This window comes from Bacteroides sp. 1_1_14 (assembly GCF_000162515.1).
Lineage (GTDB): Bacteria > Bacteroidota > Bacteroidia > Bacteroidales > Bacteroidaceae > Bacteroides > Bacteroides thetaiotaomicron.
In genome coordinates this window covers 401993-421547 of the sequence record NZ_GG774702.1, presented here as the reverse complement: position 1 = coordinate 421547, position 19555 = coordinate 401993, and the positions used below count along the sequence as shown (strand labels likewise).

8 protein-coding genes and 1 pseudogene are annotated in these 19555 nt (G+C 43.5%); 3 read left to right on the top strand and 6 right to left on the bottom strand.

The features are described 5' to 3' along the window. The first annotated feature begins 37 nt into the window (after positions 1 to 37). Positions 38 to 2924 (top strand): annotated as a pseudogene (locus HMPREF9007_RS22675) (glycoside hydrolase family 2 TIM barrel-domain containing protein). Between the two features lie 34 nt (positions 2925 to 2958). Beyond that, positions 2959 to 5157: a trehalase family glycosidase gene (locus tag HMPREF9007_RS22680; RefSeq protein WP_032850042.1), complete on the top strand. Its 2199-nt coding sequence runs from the start codon at positions 2959 to 2961 to the stop codon at positions 5155 to 5157. Between the two features lie 37 nt (positions 5158 to 5194). Here HMPREF9007_RS22680 and HMPREF9007_RS22685 read toward each other — a convergent pair whose 3' ends face one another. From HMPREF9007_RS22685 to HMPREF9007_RS22710, 6 genes are all read right to left on the bottom strand, one after another. Further along, on the bottom strand, positions 5195 to 7603 hold the full coding sequence (locus tag HMPREF9007_RS22685) for a glycoside hydrolase family 2 TIM barrel-domain containing protein (RefSeq protein WP_008759818.1): 2409 nt from the start codon (positions 7601 to 7603) through the stop codon (positions 5195 to 5197). 168 nt (positions 7604 to 7771) lie between these two features. After that, positions 7772 to 9697 carry a hypothetical protein gene (locus HMPREF9007_RS22690; protein WP_008759817.1) on the bottom strand — a complete coding sequence of 642 codons (1926 nt, stop codon included), beginning with the start codon at positions 9695 to 9697 and terminating at the stop codon, positions 7772 to 7774. Positions 9698 to 9954: 257 nt separating this feature from the next. Next, on the bottom strand, positions 9955 to 11343 hold the full coding sequence (locus HMPREF9007_RS22695) for a glycoside hydrolase family 28 protein (protein WP_032850102.1): 1389 nt from the start codon (positions 11341 to 11343) through the stop codon (positions 9955 to 9957). A 33-nt stretch (positions 11344 to 11376) separates the two neighbouring features. Beyond that, a complete protein-coding gene (locus HMPREF9007_RS22700; RefSeq protein WP_008759815.1) occupies positions 11377 to 12345 on the bottom strand; it encodes a polysaccharide deacetylase family protein in 969 nt (322 codons plus the stop codon). A 12-nt stretch (positions 12346 to 12357) separates the two neighbouring features. Further along, positions 12358 to 13656 (bottom strand): glycosyl hydrolase family 28 protein, encoded by a 1299-nt coding sequence (locus HMPREF9007_RS22705; RefSeq protein ID WP_032850041.1) that lies wholly within the window; start codon positions 13654 to 13656, stop codon positions 12358 to 12360. 43 nt (positions 13657 to 13699) lie between these two features. Beyond that, positions 13700 to 15751: a beta-galactosidase gene (locus tag HMPREF9007_RS22710; protein WP_032850101.1), complete on the bottom strand. Its 2052-nt coding sequence runs from the start codon at positions 15749 to 15751 to the stop codon at positions 13700 to 13702. A 1172-nt stretch (positions 15752 to 16923) separates the two neighbouring features. On the opposite strand from HMPREF9007_RS22710, the gene HMPREF9007_RS22715 reads away from it, so the two are divergent. Next, positions 16924 to 19555: sugar-binding domain-containing protein (locus HMPREF9007_RS22715; RefSeq protein WP_032850040.1), on the top strand; the 2632-nt coding region annotated here is incomplete at its 3' end.

The window sequence follows — 19555 nt, the reverse complement described above, 5'->3', positions numbered from 1 at the left end:
TCTCAATAAAAGCACAATGTGTAAGAACAACCATCATATGAACAAGAAATTTAGATGCTTACTGGTATCTCTGATTTTCACAGCAATGTGGAATGGGACTACCATACAAGCACAAGCTCCCCATCCCGAACGCATTTATCTTTCGGGAACAGGCATTGACGACACCAAGACCTGGGATTTTTTCTGTTCTGCGGGACAGAATAGTGGCAAATGGAAAAAGATCGAGGTTCCCTGTAACTGGGAACTACAGGGATTCGGAGAATATACCTACGGTAGATGGTATACCATAAAAGGACAACGCCCCAGTGATGAAACCGGAATTTACCGCTATAAATTTGACGCCCCCAAATCATGGGCAGGGCAACGGGTAAAGATATTCTTTGACGGAGTGATGACTGATGCAGAAATCATGATAAACGGCAAGCCGGCAGGTGAGATGCATCAAGGAGGTTTCTATCGCTTTAATTATGATATTACCGAATTACTCAATCTTGGAAAAAAGAATCAGCTTGAAGTGAAAGTTGCCAAAGAATCAGCCAACAGATCGATCAATGCCGCCGAACGGAAAGCTGACTGGTGGTTGTTTGGCGGTATATACCGTCCTGTATGGCTGGAAGTTCTGCCACAGGTACACATGGAACATTTCGTACTAAATGCTGATCACCATGGGAAATTACAGGTCGCCGTAGATATGGCAGGAGATGCCAAAGGACATGAAATCATCGTATCTGTCCGTTCATTAAAAGACGGGAAAACCGTATATACCTCCAACGGACAAACAACAATCACTCATCCAATCAATAACTCCGATAAGGAGCAGATGATTAGCGGTGAATGGGCAAGCATCATTCCCTGGTCTACAGAGAATCCCAATCTGTATGTAGCCAAATTGGAATTAAAGAATCCCGAAGGTAAAATCGTACAAACCAGAGAAACACGCACTGGTTTCCGTACCGTAGAATTCTTTCCCCAGGACGGCGTATATTTGAATGGTACCAAACTAGTGGTCAAAGGAATCAACCGCCACTCATTTTCTGTAGACGGAGGGCGTACCACCAGTGCTGCATTAAGCCGAATGGATGCCCTGCTCATCAAAGAAATGAATATGAATGCAGTGCGTTCGCACTACCCGCCCGATGAACATTTTCTTGATATGTGCGACTCACTGGGGCTTGTCTACATGGATGAACTGGCAGGCTGGCAAAACGGTTACGACTCCAAAGTCGGTGCAAAACTCGTAAAAGAAATGATTGAACGGGATGTTAACCACCCCTGCATCATTCTCTGGAGTAACGGAAACGAAGGAGGCTGGAATACGCAAACCGATCCTTTGTTTGCCCAATATGACAGATTACAAAAACGACATATGGTACATCCCTGGGCTGACTTTAACGACTTGGATACGCATCACTATCCTACTTATCTGACAGGGGTAGCACGTTTCACCAATGGTTATAAAGTATTCATGCCGACCGAATTTATGCACGCCATGTACGATCAGGGAGGAGGAGCCGGCCTGCGCGACTTTTGGGATCGCTGGTGTACCAATCCCTTGTTTGCAGGAGGGTTCATCTGGGTATATTGCGATGAGGCTCCCAAACGCAGTGATAAAGGAGGAATACTCGACTCTGACAAGTCCAATGCACCCGACGGAGTAGTAGGCCCACGTCGAGAGAAAGAAGGAAGCTATTATGCCATCCGTGCACAATGGTCGCCTATCCAGTTGAAACCTCTTCTCATTACTAACCACTTCGACGGCAGTTTCCTTCTGACCAATGAATATACTTTTACCAATCTGAAAGAGTGTCGTATGACTTATAAGGTTTTATCGTGCGGCACTCCGCTCAAAGGAGACGCAGAAGCAGGAAAGGTAATCGCTGAAGGGAAAGTGCAACTTCCATCCATTAATCCGGGAGAAACAGGCACTGCCCTTTTTGAACTGCCCGATTCATTCCGGGAAGGGGATGTGCTCGAACTGGAGGCTTTTGATAGAGAAGGAAAAAGTATCTGTAACTGGACTTATCCGATTCATCTGGCAAAACAATATTTTGAACGTAACCTGTCACAAACGACACTCACGCCTGCTCCTCAAAAAGCAGAAGCCCGACAAACGTCTGACGCCATTGAACTAAAGAGCAGCATAGTCAGCATAACCTTCGATGCGGCAACCGGTATGATCCGTCACATTAAATCCGGTGAGACTGAGATTCCATTCAAAGATGGTCCGGTAGCAGTAGGTATGAAGATGCGATATGAACCTTCGCTCAGCTATACTCGTCATTCCTCCGACGGCGCCATTTATTGTGCCAAATATAAAGGTGCGGCAGATTCCATTGTCTGGCGTCTGACAAACGAAGGTTTGCTTTATATGGATGCTATTTTATTAAATCGCGGTTCCGGTGGCGGTGGCTTCGACGATGCTTTCATGGATGCACAGATTTTCAATCTCGGACTTAGCTTCTCTTATCCGGAACAAAACTGTTCGGGTATGAAATGGATGGGACGCGGGCCATACAGAGTATGGAAAAACCGAATTCCAGGAACGAACTACGGTATCTGGCACAAAGATTATAACAACACCATTACCGGAGAAAGTTTTGAGAATCTGATATATCCTGAGTTCAAGGGTTACCATGCCAATCTCTATTGGGCTACACTGGAGGGCGAGAAGACTTCATTTACCGTTTATTCACGTAATGACGGAACTTTCTTCCGGGTATTCACTCCGGAAGAACCGGCAGGACGGGTAAAAAGATACCATGCCTGCATTCCCTGAAGGTGATCTTTCATTCTTGCTTGATATTCCGGCTATCTGCTCGTTCAAGCCGATTGAGCAACAAGGTCCTAACAGTCAACCGGGAAATATCCGAATCAAATCGGGAGATGAAGGATTACATCTGAATCTGATGTTTGACTTCCGGTAATCCTGAGTAAAAAACTTTATATAAAGATAAAACGATGAATCTAAAATTGAAATTTATACTTGTATATTTAAGTTTGTGTGCGTCTGCATACACGATCCAAGCACAAAACATACAGTATGATCCTTTACTGGACCCGGCTGTAGAAATTCCGGATACTCCGGTAAGAAATGGAAACGGAGAATATATCTGGTATCCGGGGCAGTTGAGTGCACATCTTCAGCAGAAAAGACTGAAAGAATCGGAGAAACGTTGTATGAACGTGGGATATCCCGGCAAATTTTATGCTCCGGTATATCATACTTCATTCCGTAAAGAAGTAATCTTGCCGACAGAGACACCGATAGAATGGACATCTACCGGAAAGGTAAAAGTATCCGTCAATGGAAAAGAAACAGGCAATTCCGACAAAAGTTCTCTTACACTGCCTAAAGGAAAATCAATCTTATTATTCAAAGTAGAGACTGAAAATGATCTGCCTGCCATTAAAGTATCCTTCAATGGTAAAGTCTCAACGGATAATTGGAAAGCAAGTATGGATGGTACTGAATGGAATATTGCAGAAACATCTCCGGTATTCGGCACTGCAGGCAGAATGCCTTTGGATGATCCGGAAACAGAGGTTACCATTCATCCGGTTTCCATCTTACCTATACGGAACGCAGCAGTTGAGAATCAGAAAATAAAGATTCAGAAGAATGGATATATTCTGGTTGACTTTTTCCATATTGAAGTCGGCAAAGTATCATTCATTGCCAAAGGCGAAGGAAAGCTCACCGCTTTTGTAGGAGAAAGTCCGGAAGAGGCATTAAACGAAAACACCAAACTCTTCGAACAATATCCCATTGAATCCTATTCCTTGACAGAAGGAGAACAGCAAATTATCCTTCCGGAAAGGGCGGTCCGTTATCTAAAAATATTCAGCGACAAAGGATGTGAGATATCTGCCGTTAAGTTTAAAGCCAAGATATGGCCTGTAGACTTCCTGATGTCCTTTGAATGTAATGACGAACGTATGAATAACATCTGGAATGCTTCGGTTGCCTCCTTGCATACCAGCACTCACGGCTTTTATCTGGATGGTATTAAGAGAGATTATCTGCCCTGGTCGATGGATGCCGTTTTAAGCACTTTTGCAGGAGATTATCTCTTCGGAGATGAACAAGTTTCGCGCAACAGCCTTTCAGTGGCTATGCTCCCGCTCAATCCGCAAAAAACAGATTTGGGAATACCGGATTATCCGCTTCATGCTTTAATAGGTTTTAACCACTATTACCAAAGATATGGAGATTTCAATACGATCCTCTCCTATCGTGACCGCATAGAACAACTGTTGAAACTCTACGAGACTCTTCAGGATGAACGTGGATTTATCTCTGCCAATGTCGGTGTCAGCTGGGGATTTGTTCCGGGATGGGCTACCAGAAGAGGCCCTGACAAGAAGGGAACTCCCACGTATGCACAAATAATGCTTTATTATAATTACCAAATTGGTGCAGACTTCTCCGAAAAATGGGGAGACAGAAAATCAGCAAGACATTACCGAATGAAAGCCGAGGCTTTAAAGAAAAGTATAATCAAACATTTCTGGAATGAAGAACAGGGATTATTCATAAACGGATATACCAAGGACGGCAAACTGGATACAGTGATTTCACATCATGCCCAGTACTGGGCTATCCTTGCCGGTATATTCCCCAAAGAACGGTATGATCATCTGTTTGAAGTACTCCCCACCATTCCTTATTACCATGATTATGTAAGTTATGAGAAAGGATATGAGTTCCTTGCTTATTCAAAAGCGGGTAAAGTCAGAGAAATGTGGAACTTCCTTTTTACCGTATTTGGTGACTGGCTTACACAGGGGCATACCCGTTTTCCGGAAAACTTCTCATACAAGAAATCCAAGGATGAACAACTTATTTTCTATAAACGTCCTTATGGACTGAGCTTATGTCATGGTGCCAATGGAGTTCCCGGAGTAGTCGCAGTTTTAAATGGCATAGCCGGTTTCAGCCAATCTCCAACACAGCCGAATCATTATACGATACGTCCCGAATTGATGGATCTGGAATGGGCAAACATCGAGTTCCCCGTCAAAGAAGGAAAGATAAAATTGAAACTATCTAAAGAAGGAAAAAATCAGATTGAAATCCCCGACGGATGTAAAGTGGATTTCATCAATCAGAATAAAGTGAAAAAAACATTCACTAAAAAAGGTAGTTATCGTATGTAAATAATAAGGGGCTGGTTGAATCAGCCCCTTATTTTTATTACTTAGTCATCATCTTCTTTTCCGCACTCTTCAGCCCTTTCAGAGAAGCCTTGATCTTCACATTTCCACTAGTCTGACTGGAACGTAATATAGCCATTACAAATCCTTGATGTAACTTCTTGTGGTTTCCTGAGAAAAGCTCATCCGTCATATGATCACCATTATCTACGGCAATCAGTCTGGCTTCACCTGAGACTTCAAATGTAACTTCACCTTCAGTAGCAGGTACCACCCGTCCTTTACTGTCAACAGCATATACCTTTACATACTGTAAATCCATTCCATCTGCTTTCCAGTCTGCATTCTCCAACTCTATTTTCAGAGCTTTCGCCGTGCCTGTCGTTTCCAACATATGACGAGCAACTTCTTTTCCATTGTTACGGGCAATCGCTATGATGTTTCCTCCTTTGCCATAAGGTATATTTTGCCAGTAGATCATATTGCGGCTTTGTATATCATCACGTTTATTTTTCTGAATACCCAAAGATTTCCCATTAACCAATAACTCCACTTCATCAGCATTTGTATATGTAAACAGGTTCTGCTTACTTCCTTCAGCTCTGTTCCAATGAGATGAAAGAGGCATACGACCTACTATGACATCATTCCATTCAATACTTTCTTTCTCACTATCGACTACCCCAATATGAACTAAAGGCTCATCACAGAAAGCACTCTTTATCAAATACGCTTGAGGATAGGGTTCCAAAGCATGATTAAAGAATGAATAATTCCACCCTTTTTTAGGCCAGCCATTCGATTCCCCCCAGTATTCAATAGCTCCCCAGTAGGCAAGTCCTACCATCTTATCCCGGTCCATACCGAAAAAAGGAGCAGTAAGTTCACTGCTTGTTGCCTCACTCTGATACACGATTAAATCGGGACAAGCTTCGAGATACTTCGCATAATCAGAATAACGATAATTGAAGCTGGCAACTTCGGTCACCGTAGACAATTCGGGAGGAAGAACTTTCTTATTGAAATCTGCATCTTTTCTACTGATGGCACCAGCTCTCGAAGGATACATAGCCACCGTTGTCTTACGTGTAGAATCGTATCGTTTTACAAGTACATCGAAAATTCGATAAGTCGTAACACCCCAATCACCGGTAGGGAACCCAGCCAGATCTTCCCGCATCTGCAATTCGTTACCTAAACTCCACATAATAACCGAAGGATGGTTTCTGTCGCGTTTAATCCATTCGGGAATCATCTTATACCACAATTGAGTAAAAGGAACCCGCCCACCCCAATATGATTTGTCGCTCCACTTATCAATCAATTCATCTACAATCAGAATACCATGTTTATCAGCCAACTCCATAAAGGATTTCGAATATGGATTATGTGATGTACGCACATGATTATAACCGAACTTCTTGAGCAATTCGAACTGCCGTTCAATAGCACGGTCGAATGCCGCTGCTCCTACAGCACCTAAGTCATGATGATTGGCAATACCCTTCAAGAATAGTTTCTTACCATTCAGTTTAAAGCCAAACTCCGGAGAGTATTCAAGTGTGCGAATACCAAATTTCTCAGTTACATTGTCGATAACTTTTCCATCACGGACCAATGTTATTTCTGCTCTATAGAGATTCGGTGTTTCACAAGACCATAGTTGGGGATTGGAAACTGCAACTACCGGAAGTAGGACTTCAACAGTAGCCAGTTTATTTTTTTTAGGAGCCATTCCCTTTGTTTCCGTCACCAATTCACCTTTCGGAGAAAAGATTCTGGCATTGATTTCCACATCCAGCTGTTTCCCGGAAATACCTTCCACCTCAACCTGTACATTGATATCTGCACTTTGTTCCGTTACTTTAGGAGTAGAAATAAACACGCCATGACGGGCTATGGAAACATAGTCTTTAACCAGCAAATGGACATCCCGGAACAAACCTCCTCCCGTATACCAGCGTGATCCTCCTTTTTTGCCGGTAGAAGCACTGACAGCTACCACATTATCTGCGTCATATCTTAGTAATTTAGTAATGTCCGTTTCAAAGCCAATATACCCATAATCTGTACTTCCTACTTTCTGACCGTTTACCCAGACATCACCTATTAACATAATTCCTTCAAAATCGAGTAATACCCGTTTTCCTTTCCATTCAGGATCGGCTTTAAATGTTTTACGATACCAACCGGTTCCCATCGCTTTAAAGCCACGAGCTCCCCCTGCACCCTTATCCCACGGCTGTTCTATTTGAAAGTCATGAGGCAGATCCAGTACACGCCAGCTACTATCATCATAGTTTACAGAATAGGCATCTTTCAAGTCACCTGCATGAAATTTCCATCCGAAATTAAACAAGCGAGACAAACGCCCCTGCCCATCAGCATTTTGTGCAGCGAGCAAACCAAATTGAAGAGTCAATAAAGATAATAAAATCAGTTTTTTCATTTTGTGTATATTAATAGTTTCATAGTAGCACAAAGATAATCCCGGTTTCAATATCAGTACATAGAAGTTTGTACATTTACATAGATTATTTATCGTTTATCACCCGTAAAACAAAAAAAGTCTCAAGTAGAGACAAACTACCTGAGACTTTTGTTTAAATATGATTACTTACTTTTTATACAAATCAGACCCTAAATAATAACCCAGCTGCGTAGGTTGATTATATCCTATATTTTGATTGAGGGCACTCATTTCATAGACATGATCACTCATCAGATAAGGAAATTTATAATCTGTCGGATACCAAGTCGTAAACAGGCGTAGTTCAGTCTGATCACTTGTTACCTGAATAATTTCCTCGCGCCAGTCTCCCCAGATATCCGCATAGAAACAGGGATTACTTTTACTACTATTGATAGTAGTCACTTCATATCTATAAATAGTAAATACACGTTTTTCTTTGGGCGCATCAATCTTACTCCGGTCTAATAATTGACGATTCAACGAATTGGAGAACCAGACAGCCATATTGTAAGACATACTGCTAGAACCGGCTCCATATCCGAGATCAGCTCCCGTACAGGAATGTGCATTACCTTTATACCACCACATCTCACAGCCCGGACTATCGGGATCAATATCGGCTACCAGACAACGTCCCATATCTCCACTATACGGAAAATCCCAGATAGTCTCTCCCGTTCTCGCATCTCTCAAAGCAGCACCTACTTTAAAAGGACAAGCCTCAAAGCAAGACCAAATTTGCAGTCCTTTTCTTGACGGGTCAAACTTACCTAAATGCAAGGCATCTCCATGTCCATGCCTGGAGTTCCACAAGCCTTTACCATTGTGGTCTATACAACAACCTCCATATACAACTTCATCACACCCGTCATCGTCCACATCTCCCACACTTAAACTATGATTTCCTTGTCCGGCATAATCACCGTGCACACCGTCTGAAGTATCAAATCTCCATCTCTTCTTTAACTCTTGGCCCTGAAAATCCCAGGCTTCCAATACCATCTTTCCATATACTCCACGACAAATCAGAATAGAGGGGGTAGTACCCGAAAAACATCCCACTCCTACACGATAACTGGCAGAACGTTTGTAATAGTTATCTCCCCAGTCTTCGCTTTTACCTAACGCGATATAATCAGTACGAGCCAACTCTCTTCCTGTCATACCATCCAATACCGACAGAAATTCCGGTCCGCCATGAATATGAGCCGAGCCTTCGACACGATAATCGACTTTACCATCCCCATCCGTATCTTTTATTTCTGTTCCATCTCCAAAGACAGTGCCTTCTGCGGTACGAACCGCTATTTCACATTTTCCGTCACCATCAAAATCATAGACAGCAAAAGAGGTCAGATTACCCACCGGGACATTCGGGCCCAAAGCTACACGCCATAAGAACGAACCATCTAATTTATATGCTTCCAGCAAGGTAGTATGCCAAGGTCCCATCTGTACGGCTTCTGACTCATCCTCTTCGTCCTCTGTCGAAGAACTGCTTCTCAAAAGCCTTTTCAGTACAATCTCATAAACCCCATCTCCGTCCAGGTCACCGACACTGGCATCATTGGCATCATAATAATACTCTGAACTGACACCTGTGGTACCGGCCAATGGTATGGAAATATAGGGCAGTCCGGCCGATGCCTGTGCTGCCGTTATGGTATAAGTATCCAACGTTTCATCAGAACCGGCAAAACATAACCGATACGTATTATCCTTATTACGGTCGGCAGTTATATCCTGGAAGTTTGTCGACAAAGTAATCGGTTCTTCATTAAGTTTCACCTCTTCTTCATTACCGCTCTTCCGATAAAGGTCAAAGCCTGTAGAAGAATCATCGGTGGGAAACATACGCCAGCTCACTAATATCTTATTATTGTATTCGGGATAGTAAGAAGCATCTTTTCTTCCGTTAATCGAAGCCCACAATGCACGTTTCAAAGGAGGCTCGACCCGCTCTGCCGGAGGAGTCGGTTCAGGTTCATCACCATTCAACTGGATTTGATTGTCAGTACACGAAACTGTAAGCAACAAAATTGCTGCCAGAAAAAACAAGGCATTTTTCATTTTAAAAGAATTTAGTTAAACAAATAATGATCTGTAAGTTCACAAAAAACACATCGCTGATCTTTCACCAAGCTTCCATAAAAAGTGCACAATGCCGACACTTCGAAAAGTATCCTTTTTATTTCAGATTAGTAGTTCAGCGATGGTCAAAAGTACAGAATCATCCACATTTTCAACTGGAATTATGTACAGTTTACATGCAAAAAAACAGAGATGAACTCAAAAACAAATTAAAGTTCATATATGAACTTTTTTGCTTAGTCTTTATTATCCTCCATTTGATAAGTTACATTCTTTTCTACCACATTTTCAACATTACTTACTTTCTTCACAAACTTCTTAACCGAACCGACCTTTACATCCTTTATCCGCACATTCTTCACAGGAAGTTCAGCATTTCCCTTCAGTTCATATACAGCGTCTGCCGATTCGCAAGTTACTTTATCCATATAGATGCCATCGATACGAGTGATTCGCTTTTCATAAGTCGGGACCAAGTCCTTCCACTGATAAAGCACCTCCGTATCTATTTCAAGTACCCGCTGGGCTGTTCCGGATGCTACATTTTTCATATAGATATTCTCAATAAATCCTCCCCTGCGATGATTTGTCTTCACAAAGAAAAGACGCATCACAGAATTGGGTGCTGTACAGTCATGCATATAGATATTCCGTATACCACCGGAGATCTCACTGCCGATGCCCAGTAAGGTATGTCCTTTCAATATCCGGCAGTTACGGATAACTATATTCTCGCAAGGTGTATTCAACCGCCATGCGTCCTGATTACGACCGGCTTTGATTACAACAGCATCGTCTCCCTGGTCAAAAGAACAGTCTTCGACCAGAAAGTTACGACTCATTTCAAAGTCAATACCATCATTATTGTGTCCATGTGCCCGCACATCCAAATTACGGACGATACCTCCGTCACACATATAGAGGTGAATGGTCCAAAACGGACTCTCACGTATTTTAAATCCATCCAGCATCACATTCTTACAGCGATTGAAATGTATCAGATGCGGACGCAAATGATTTTCACCGGTAGCCATCTGGCGTTCTATAACAGGTACATTGGTCGAAGCTTTGGTATACAATTCCTTCAAAGCTTGCAGATGGGGTGCAGGACGTTTAAACCATACTTTCCATGTTCCCATCTTCGGCTGTAATGTACCTTTACCGCTGATTGCCACATTTTCACATTCAAATGCATACAGTAGCGGTGAGTAATTATAGCACTCCAATCCCTCCCATGAGGTCATTACCGCCGGTAGATAGTCTTCCGGATTATCTGTAAAACTCAATACGGCATTTTCTTCTAAACAGAGGTTTATATTGCTTTTAAAGTGTACGGGTCCCGTCAGCCAAATGCCTGCCGGAACAACCACACGTCCACCGCCCGCTTTATTACATGCGTCAATAGCAGCAGCGATCGCTTTGGTATTATCAACTTCTCCACCCGGCACAGCACCAAAATCCGTAATCTTAAAATCCCGGTCCGGATAAATAAAGACTTTAATCGGTTGCATCGGAAAAGGAGCTTTTACTTTGACAGTTTTATAATTACCGCCTGCCATTACCGTAGCAACAGACAATAGCCCGAAACACATACATACCATCCATTTTAAAAAGTTCTGTTTCATTATCATCTCATATTAAAATTTGTCCAATCAATTTTATTTTTGAATTTTCAGTGTCACCTTAATCATACCGCCATACGGGTCGAAATCGAAAAGAACTTTATCGTCAGTGATCTGTACCGGCAATCTTCTTTTTCCTTGTTTCACAGTTACTTTCTTTATTTCCTTACCGGTAATCACCATTGTCAACGGTTCAACGAACAGTTCCTGATCCAACTTAAGTTCCGGAGCAATCAACAAGGTATTCTTTTTATTCACAACTTCCAGTTTAGTTTCCTCCCTTTCCTTGATATAAGAAGCCACTTCACGGAATGTTCCTACCCATATTTCATTCTCTCTCGCTTTTACTTGATCCAGATGATCCCACAAACGTTGAGGATTGCGGAAAGCATCATAGCCATAGGTTAAACCATGTGTCATTCCTACTCCCCAGTCATTGGTTTCAATCAAGGTATTCACCCATTTTTCCAAATCCTTCAGAGTCGATTTACTCCCAATCGAACGCTGGTGAGTTCTCGTCCCCACACGATTCTGTACGGCAATTCTCCGTCCTTCCGCTTTTTTATTATTATTGGGATAGCAGAAAGTACGGGGCATTACACCTGTATTTGCAAAGATAGCACTATCATTCTTAAAAATATCCTCTTTTATCTCTTCGATAGGAAAACGTGCGAAGTTTTTATGCGCCCAGCCATGATTGGATATCTCATGCCCATTATCAGCCATTTCCTTAAGTTGAGGCCAAGTCATTCTTGTAGTGTCGGTAATGTTCTCGTTATCCTTATTTATATTAGAGCCACAGACCCAAAATGTTCCCCGAAAACCTCTCTTTTCCAGTTGGGGAACAAGAAGTGTATAGTGTTCTGCCAGGCCATCGTCAAAAGTATAGCTGATAGCACAAGCTTTATCCTGTTTATATCTGGCTATTTGCACATTCCAGTCTGCTCCCGACAAATAGCCAATACTGATTAATAAACTTAAGATAAAGAGTAAAAATGTCTTCATCGTTCTGTCGTTTTATTGGTTTATCTTCACATTATTCATCGTAAATGAATCGATTATACTCTGATCCACTTTTCCTTTCTTAGCCCGTACTGTGAGATTCTCAAAACAGAAATCAGACAACTTATATTGATCAGACTTCTTAACATTAAAGAATACATTACAATCAATGTCTATATTACGCATCGTAATGTTATTAGAATAAGAAAGGGGAGTATCTTTACGATCTTTCAAATCGTAAAACTGCGTCCAAGGAGCTATATTCAGACAATTCTGTACATTCCCTGTTATATCCTCTACCAGAATATACTCATATTTTTGCGGTGTATCCGGGCGCATCTTTAGAGTTAGAAGAGCACGTGCTCTATCTACCTTACAACGGCGGACAATCACATTCCGGCTAAGGATAGACTCACTACCACAAGTAAAGGCGCTATGACAGAATCCGTAGGTACAGTCTTCAATAATAATATCATAGTTTTCTCCATTATTGGCATCTTTATCTGCCCAAGGTCCTTTTCCCCCTTTCAGCGCTACCGCATCATCATTGACAGACATATAACAATTCTTTATCAGCACATTATTACAAACATCAAGGTCCACTGCATCCGTACTAGGAGCTTTTACGGGACTGGCAGGCGAAGTAATGCAAAGATTCAACAACTTCAAAAAACTGCATTTATAGAAATGAGTGCTCCAGAAAGGAGAATTCATAATTCTGATTCCCTCAATCTGAGCATTCTTACAGTTGGACAAATAAATAATGCGAGGACGCATTTCTTCCATATTGGTGCAATCCGGATTTATAGAACGCCGTAACCAAAATGACTTCCAGTACCGAAGCCCGTTTCCATTCAATGTTCCCTTTCCGGAAATTGTAAATCCATCCAGTCCGTCTGCATTTACCAAAGCCATGAAGTACTTTAAAGTCTGTCCCTCCATACGGGTCATTTTCACCGGAAAATGACTAATATCATCGCTTCCCTTTAATACTGCATCTTCTTCCAGATGTAAATGAGTATTGTTTTTAAAGAAAAGTGATCCGCTTAAGAAAGTACCTTTGGGAATAACTATAACTCCACCCCCATTCCGGGCAGCCAGATCAATTACTCCCTGTATCTTCTTTGTCTGCACCACCGTACTGTCGTTCGCTACTCCATAATCGGTTATGCTATATTTCTTTCCTAAAGCATTCACATTCACTTCCTTGTTTTCCCTGAACCATTCAGGGATTGCCTTGCCATCAGGAAAAACCTCCTGAGCCACCATTTGTGTACAACACAAAATCAATACTAATCCTACAATTTGTTTCATCACCTATTTATCTTTTTACACTTATCTATTATTAATCAATACCTTACATTGAAAACACCAGTACTCCTGCGGTTGGGATCTCTTCAGTTCCTACCAGCACCTTACTTCCCTCCGGTATGTCGAATGTATAAGAACGATCTGAATAATTCAGCACAATCCCCAGCCCGTTCCGGTATTCCACCGTTATTCCATAAGGCAAATCCATCACAGGAATCTGTAGCTGTGCATATAATTTCTTCAAGATATCCTTTTCCAACGCACCATTGTGGCTGTCAACTCCGACATATGTAACAGTGCCCTTACCCAGTTTTCGGAACGTGACAGCAGGACCACCTTCATAGAATTCATTGGCATACGTCGCCCAAACCTGCGAATCAGATGCGGGAATCAGTATTTCTCCCCATGTATTCCACTCATATTGCTTTCCATTCATGACAACAGTACCCGGATCTTCCGGTAACAACAGATCATAAAAGTTCATTTCATTTCCCGTCAGAGGTGTGATCATAGAACCGAAAGGAGCTTCCGGCAAACGGCCATAACGGTCTTTCTGTGCTGTACGGCAGGTCAACACAAGATTACCACCATTTTTCACATAGGCAATCCATTTATTTACTAATTCCTTATCAGCCAGTTGGTAAGCAGGAGCTATCACCACAGGATACTCCGTCAACTCCTTCTGTTCGGAGACAAAATCAACGGGAGCACCAAATGACTTCAAAGTCCGGTAATACTTCTCTATATGTGCAAAAGTATCCCATGTACGGTTCTGTTTCTGTCGCTCGATGCTCCAGGAATTCTCGTGGTTGAAAAGGATAGCGGTACGACGTGCCAGATAGTCGGCAGGCTTCGTTTCGCGCGGAGCATAATGTTTCCGGAGTTCTCTTATCTCTTTTATAAAGGTTTCATATTCCCTTCCGCCGGGAGTGACGGTTACGCCGTCCGTTCCTACTATCCCATAATGATACTGCTCTGTGCCGTACAGCGGCTGGCGATAGCGATACGTACAGATAAAATCGCTTCCACCGGCAAATACACTCCACATCCACAGACGGACAGCTCCCGGAAGCGGTTGCGGATTAATGCTCCCCCAATTCACTTGTCCCGGTTGCAACTCCATCACGCCATACGTACCCTGTATAGGACGGAAGAAGTCATTCGCCCATGCAATACGCAACGGATTTCCTACCCGATATCCACGGCGTCCGATACCTTCGTTATCGCCATACACCATATAGCGTGTATAACTCTGGAAATCGAGTGCAGGACTACCGCCGATATGTCCTTCATCATAGTTGGGGATATAGTTGGTAGTAATCCACTGGTTCTTTGCATATTTTCTGATCAGCAGACATTGTTCATTCAGAAAATCATTGGTCTGCGCAGCGGCAAAACGACGATAATCCAGAATCTGATGATGATTCATAAACATCTGGACACGCTTAGGAAGAGTGATTTCATCAAAAGACGAATAAGCCTCACTCCAGAAAGCAGTTCCCCACGCGTCGTTCAGCAACTGAATGTTGTGATTGTATTTTGCACGGAGATAATCACGGAAAGCCTGTTCCGCTTTCGGATTATAGTCGAACTGTACGGCAGGTTCATTGTCGAGTTGCCATCCGACAATACGGGAATCATTGCCATAATGCTGTGCCAGTTTCTCGATCATCTTATACGATAATTCCCGATAGAGCGGCGATGCAAATGAGGCATGCTGGCGGGCACCGTGATCGAGAACCGTACCATCTTCATTCTTCAACAGGATTTCGGGATACTTCCGGCTCATCCACACCGGAGGCGTGGCAGTCGAAGTACACATAATGACTTTCAGATCATATTTGGCAGCAAGAGCTACTGCTTTATCCAGCCAGGCAAAATCGTATCGTCCTTCTTCCGGCTCCAGCTGCGCCCATGCAAACTCCGCAAAGTGAGTAAACTCAAATCCCAGTTCATGCATCTTCTTGAAATCACGTTCCCACTGACTTTCATCCCAGTGTTCGGGATAATAATAAACTCCTGTCAATGTCAGGTCCTTATCGTTGAACCAGGAAGAAGTTTGTGCTTTTACAGATTGATGCTTCCGGTCATCTACCAGAGACTCTACGACGGAAGCATCTACCGCAAAGGCAGTCCCGTGGCGGATTCCCTTCGGAAACGAAACCTGATCGGATACATCTTCCCACGTTTCACCATGATCCAGCGAACGGACAGCTCCGTAACGATGATCACGATACTTATCAAAATACACATAAAGCGCATCACCCACAAAAAGAGGTGCCGGTCCTTCCGCCCAATATTTTCCGGTAATCGGGGCGGATACCTTTGTCGGAAAACCTTTGGCAATATTCTTCGTGCGTGTCACACGCAGGTTTTTCTCCGGAGGATTGGAGTTCTCGTTCTTGACGACCATGATCAGATCTCCCTGTGTCGGATCTTTCACGATAGCCGCGTCGATCACACTGAAATCGGGATTGAAAAACATCTTCGTCTTTGAGAAAGTACGAAAATCCTTCGTTGTGACATAGTACATACGATGGTTCAGCCCTTTTTCGCTTTCGCTGGTAGGCACTTCCTTGTGGCGTCCGGGGATGGTGGTCGCCCAAAAAATGTAATATGTTTCCGAAGGTTCGTCATAAAAGAGTTCCGGCGCCCAACAATTATGAGCTTCCGGCTCGTGCATCATCACGGGAATAGCCTGTTGCTCACTCCAATGAATCAAATCACGGGAAGAAGCATATCCGATGATCCGGTCCGTCCAGCTGGAAGTCCAGACCATGTGAAATGTTCCGTCGGGAGCTTGGCATATACTGGGATCACGCATCAATTTATCTTTACCGACAGACGGAGTCAAAAAAGAGCGTCCGCCGTTCAAAGGAGTCCAGTTCAGCCCATCATAACTGTAGGCAAGATGCAGACCGTCCTTGCTGTCATTGATAAAATAAGAAAAGAGATAAGCAGTCTCACCTGCAAAGATTGTCATTACCGACCAAAGAGTTAAAGCCATCCAGGCAAATACTTTTTTCATGGTTCACTTTAAGATTAAAAAGTTTACTTCGCAAAGATATGGTATCCCCCAGAATTTCAGAAATGAATGATGATGGAGATATTATCATATTCATGTAGTTTCGTACACCAACCGCCATAAAAGCCGTTTTTGATACAATATTCTATGTATCTGTACATCTTTCTATTTTATAGATTACTCAAAAGCTCTACTTTAGCAGCAGATTTTTAAACGTAGTGGAAAACATATCAATTCTACATATCATGAAACAACTTTTAGTAAGTATTGCCATTGTATTCGCCTCTGTATTGACTGTAACAGGGCAAAACCACTCTTTCAGCCTATCCGGAAAATGGAATTTCCAGATAGACCGGGAAGATGCAGGGATGAAAGAACAATGGTTCAATAAATCGCTCGACGAGTCTATCAACTTACCCGGCTCCATGCCCGAAAAGCTGAAAGGGGACAATGTTACCGCACGTACCCAATGGACAGGAAGTTTATATGACAGTTCTTACTATTTCAATCCTTACATGGAGAAATACCGGATAGAAGGGCAAGTCAAATTACCTTTCTTCCTGACTCCCGACAAGCACTATGTAGGTGTCGCCTGGTATCAAAAGAAAGTGACAATTCCATCCGACTGGAAAGGGGAAAGAATTCTCCTCTTTCTGGAACGCCCACATATTGAAACAACCGTATGGGTAAACACGAAAGAAATCGGTATGCAAAACAGCCTTTGCGTTCCTCATGTATACGACCTGACCTCGGCCGTCACTCCCGGCAAGCCGTGCCGGATCACTATCCGGGTTGACAACCGGATTAAAGAGATCAATGTCGGTCCGGATTCACATAGCATCACCGACCAGACACAGGGAAACTGGAACGGAATCGTAGGTAAAATCGAACTGCAGACGACTCCCAAAGTCTATTTCGACGATATACAGGTATATCCTGATCTGAGCCATGGGAAAGCGCTGGTACGCATGAATGTAAAATCCTCTTCTTCTGCCAAAGGAGAAATAACACTTTCTGCCGAAAGCTTTAATACGGATACCCGCCACAACGTCCTCTCTGTTCAACAGACCTTCCGTATTCAGGCAGGAGATAACCGGGTAGAAATGGAACTACCGATGGGAAAAGACTTCCTGACATGGGATGAGTTCAATCCGGCACTCTACAAACTGACAGCCACGCTGAACAGCGGCAAGCAGTCCGAAAAGAAACAGGTACAGTTCGGTATGCGTGATTTCAAGATAGAAGGCAAATGGTTCTACGTCAACGGACGCAAGACAATGCTCCGCGGTACAGTGGAAAACTGCGATTTCCCGCTTACAGGTTATGCGCCGATGGACGTAGCTTCCTGGGAACGGGTATTCCGCATCTGCCGCAACTACGGATTAAACCATATGCGTTTCCACTCTTTCTGTCCACCGGAAGCAGCCTTCATCGCTGCCGATCTCGTTGGTTTTTATCTGCAACCCGAAGGTCCCAGCTGGCCTAATCACGGTCCGAGACTGGGCAACGGGCAGCCGATTGACAAATATCTGATGGACGAAACCATCGCTCTGACCAAAGAATACGGCAATTACGCCTCTTACTGCATGCTGGCCTGCGGCAATGAACCTTCGGGCCGTTGGGTACCTTGGGTAAGCAAATTCGTTGATTACTGGAAAGCGACCGACCCCCGCCATGTATATACAGGAGCTTCCGTAGGAGGCAGCTGGCAATGGCAGCCCCACAATCAATATCATGTGAAAGCCGGTGCACGGGGTCTTAGCTGGGCAGGCTCGCAACCGGAAAGTATGTCCGACTACCGCGCCAAGATCGATTCCGTGAAGCAACCGTACGTTTCTCATGAGACGGGACAATGGTGTGCATTCCCGAATTTCAGCGAGATACGTAAATACACCGGAGTGAACAAGGCCAAGAACTTTGAAATCTTCCGTGATATCCTGAATGATAATCACATGGGCAGTATGGGGCACGACTTTATGATAGCTTCGGGCAAACTTCAGGCAATCTGCTACAAACACGAAATCGAGAAAACATTGCGTACACCCGACTATGCAGGATTCCAGTTGCTGGCACTGAACGACTATTCCGGTCAGGGAACTGCATTAGTAGGTCTTCTGGATGTCTTCTTTGAAGAAAAAGGCTATATCAACGCAGATGAGTTCAGACGTTTCTGCAGCCCGACCGTTCCGCTGGCACGTATTCCTAAATTCGTATATACCAACGACGAGGCTTTTCATGCCGACATCGAAGTTTCCCATTTCGGAGCAGCCCCTCTGCAGGAAGCCAAAACGGTATACAGCATCAAAGATGAATATGGCAAAGTATACGCTCACGGCACTGTAGGCACTCAGAATATACCAGTCGGAAATCTTTGTCCGCTAGGAAGTGTAGACATGAAGCTAAGCGGAATCACTACACCACAGAAGCTGAATATGGAAATTCGTATCGAAGGCAGCGATGCCGTCAATGACTGGGACTTCTGGGTATATCCCGCACAGGTAGAACTGACTCAGGGCGACGTATATACCACCGATACACTAGACGCAAAAGCAATCTCCATCCTGCAAGAAGGAGGAAACGTATTGATCACGGCAGCCGGAAAAATCCAGTATGGCAAGGAAGTGAAACAATACTTCACTCCTGTATTTTGGAATACTTCCTGGTTCAAGATGCGTCCGCCTCATACCACAGGTATCTTCCTCAACGAATATCATCCGCTTTTCCGTGAATTCCCGACCGAATATCACAGCAACCTGCAATGGTGGGAACTGCTGAACAAAGCACAGGTCATGCAGTTTACCGGATTCCCGGCCGAATTCCAACCGACCATCCAGAGCATAGACACCTGGTTTATCAACCGGAAAATCGGAATGTTGT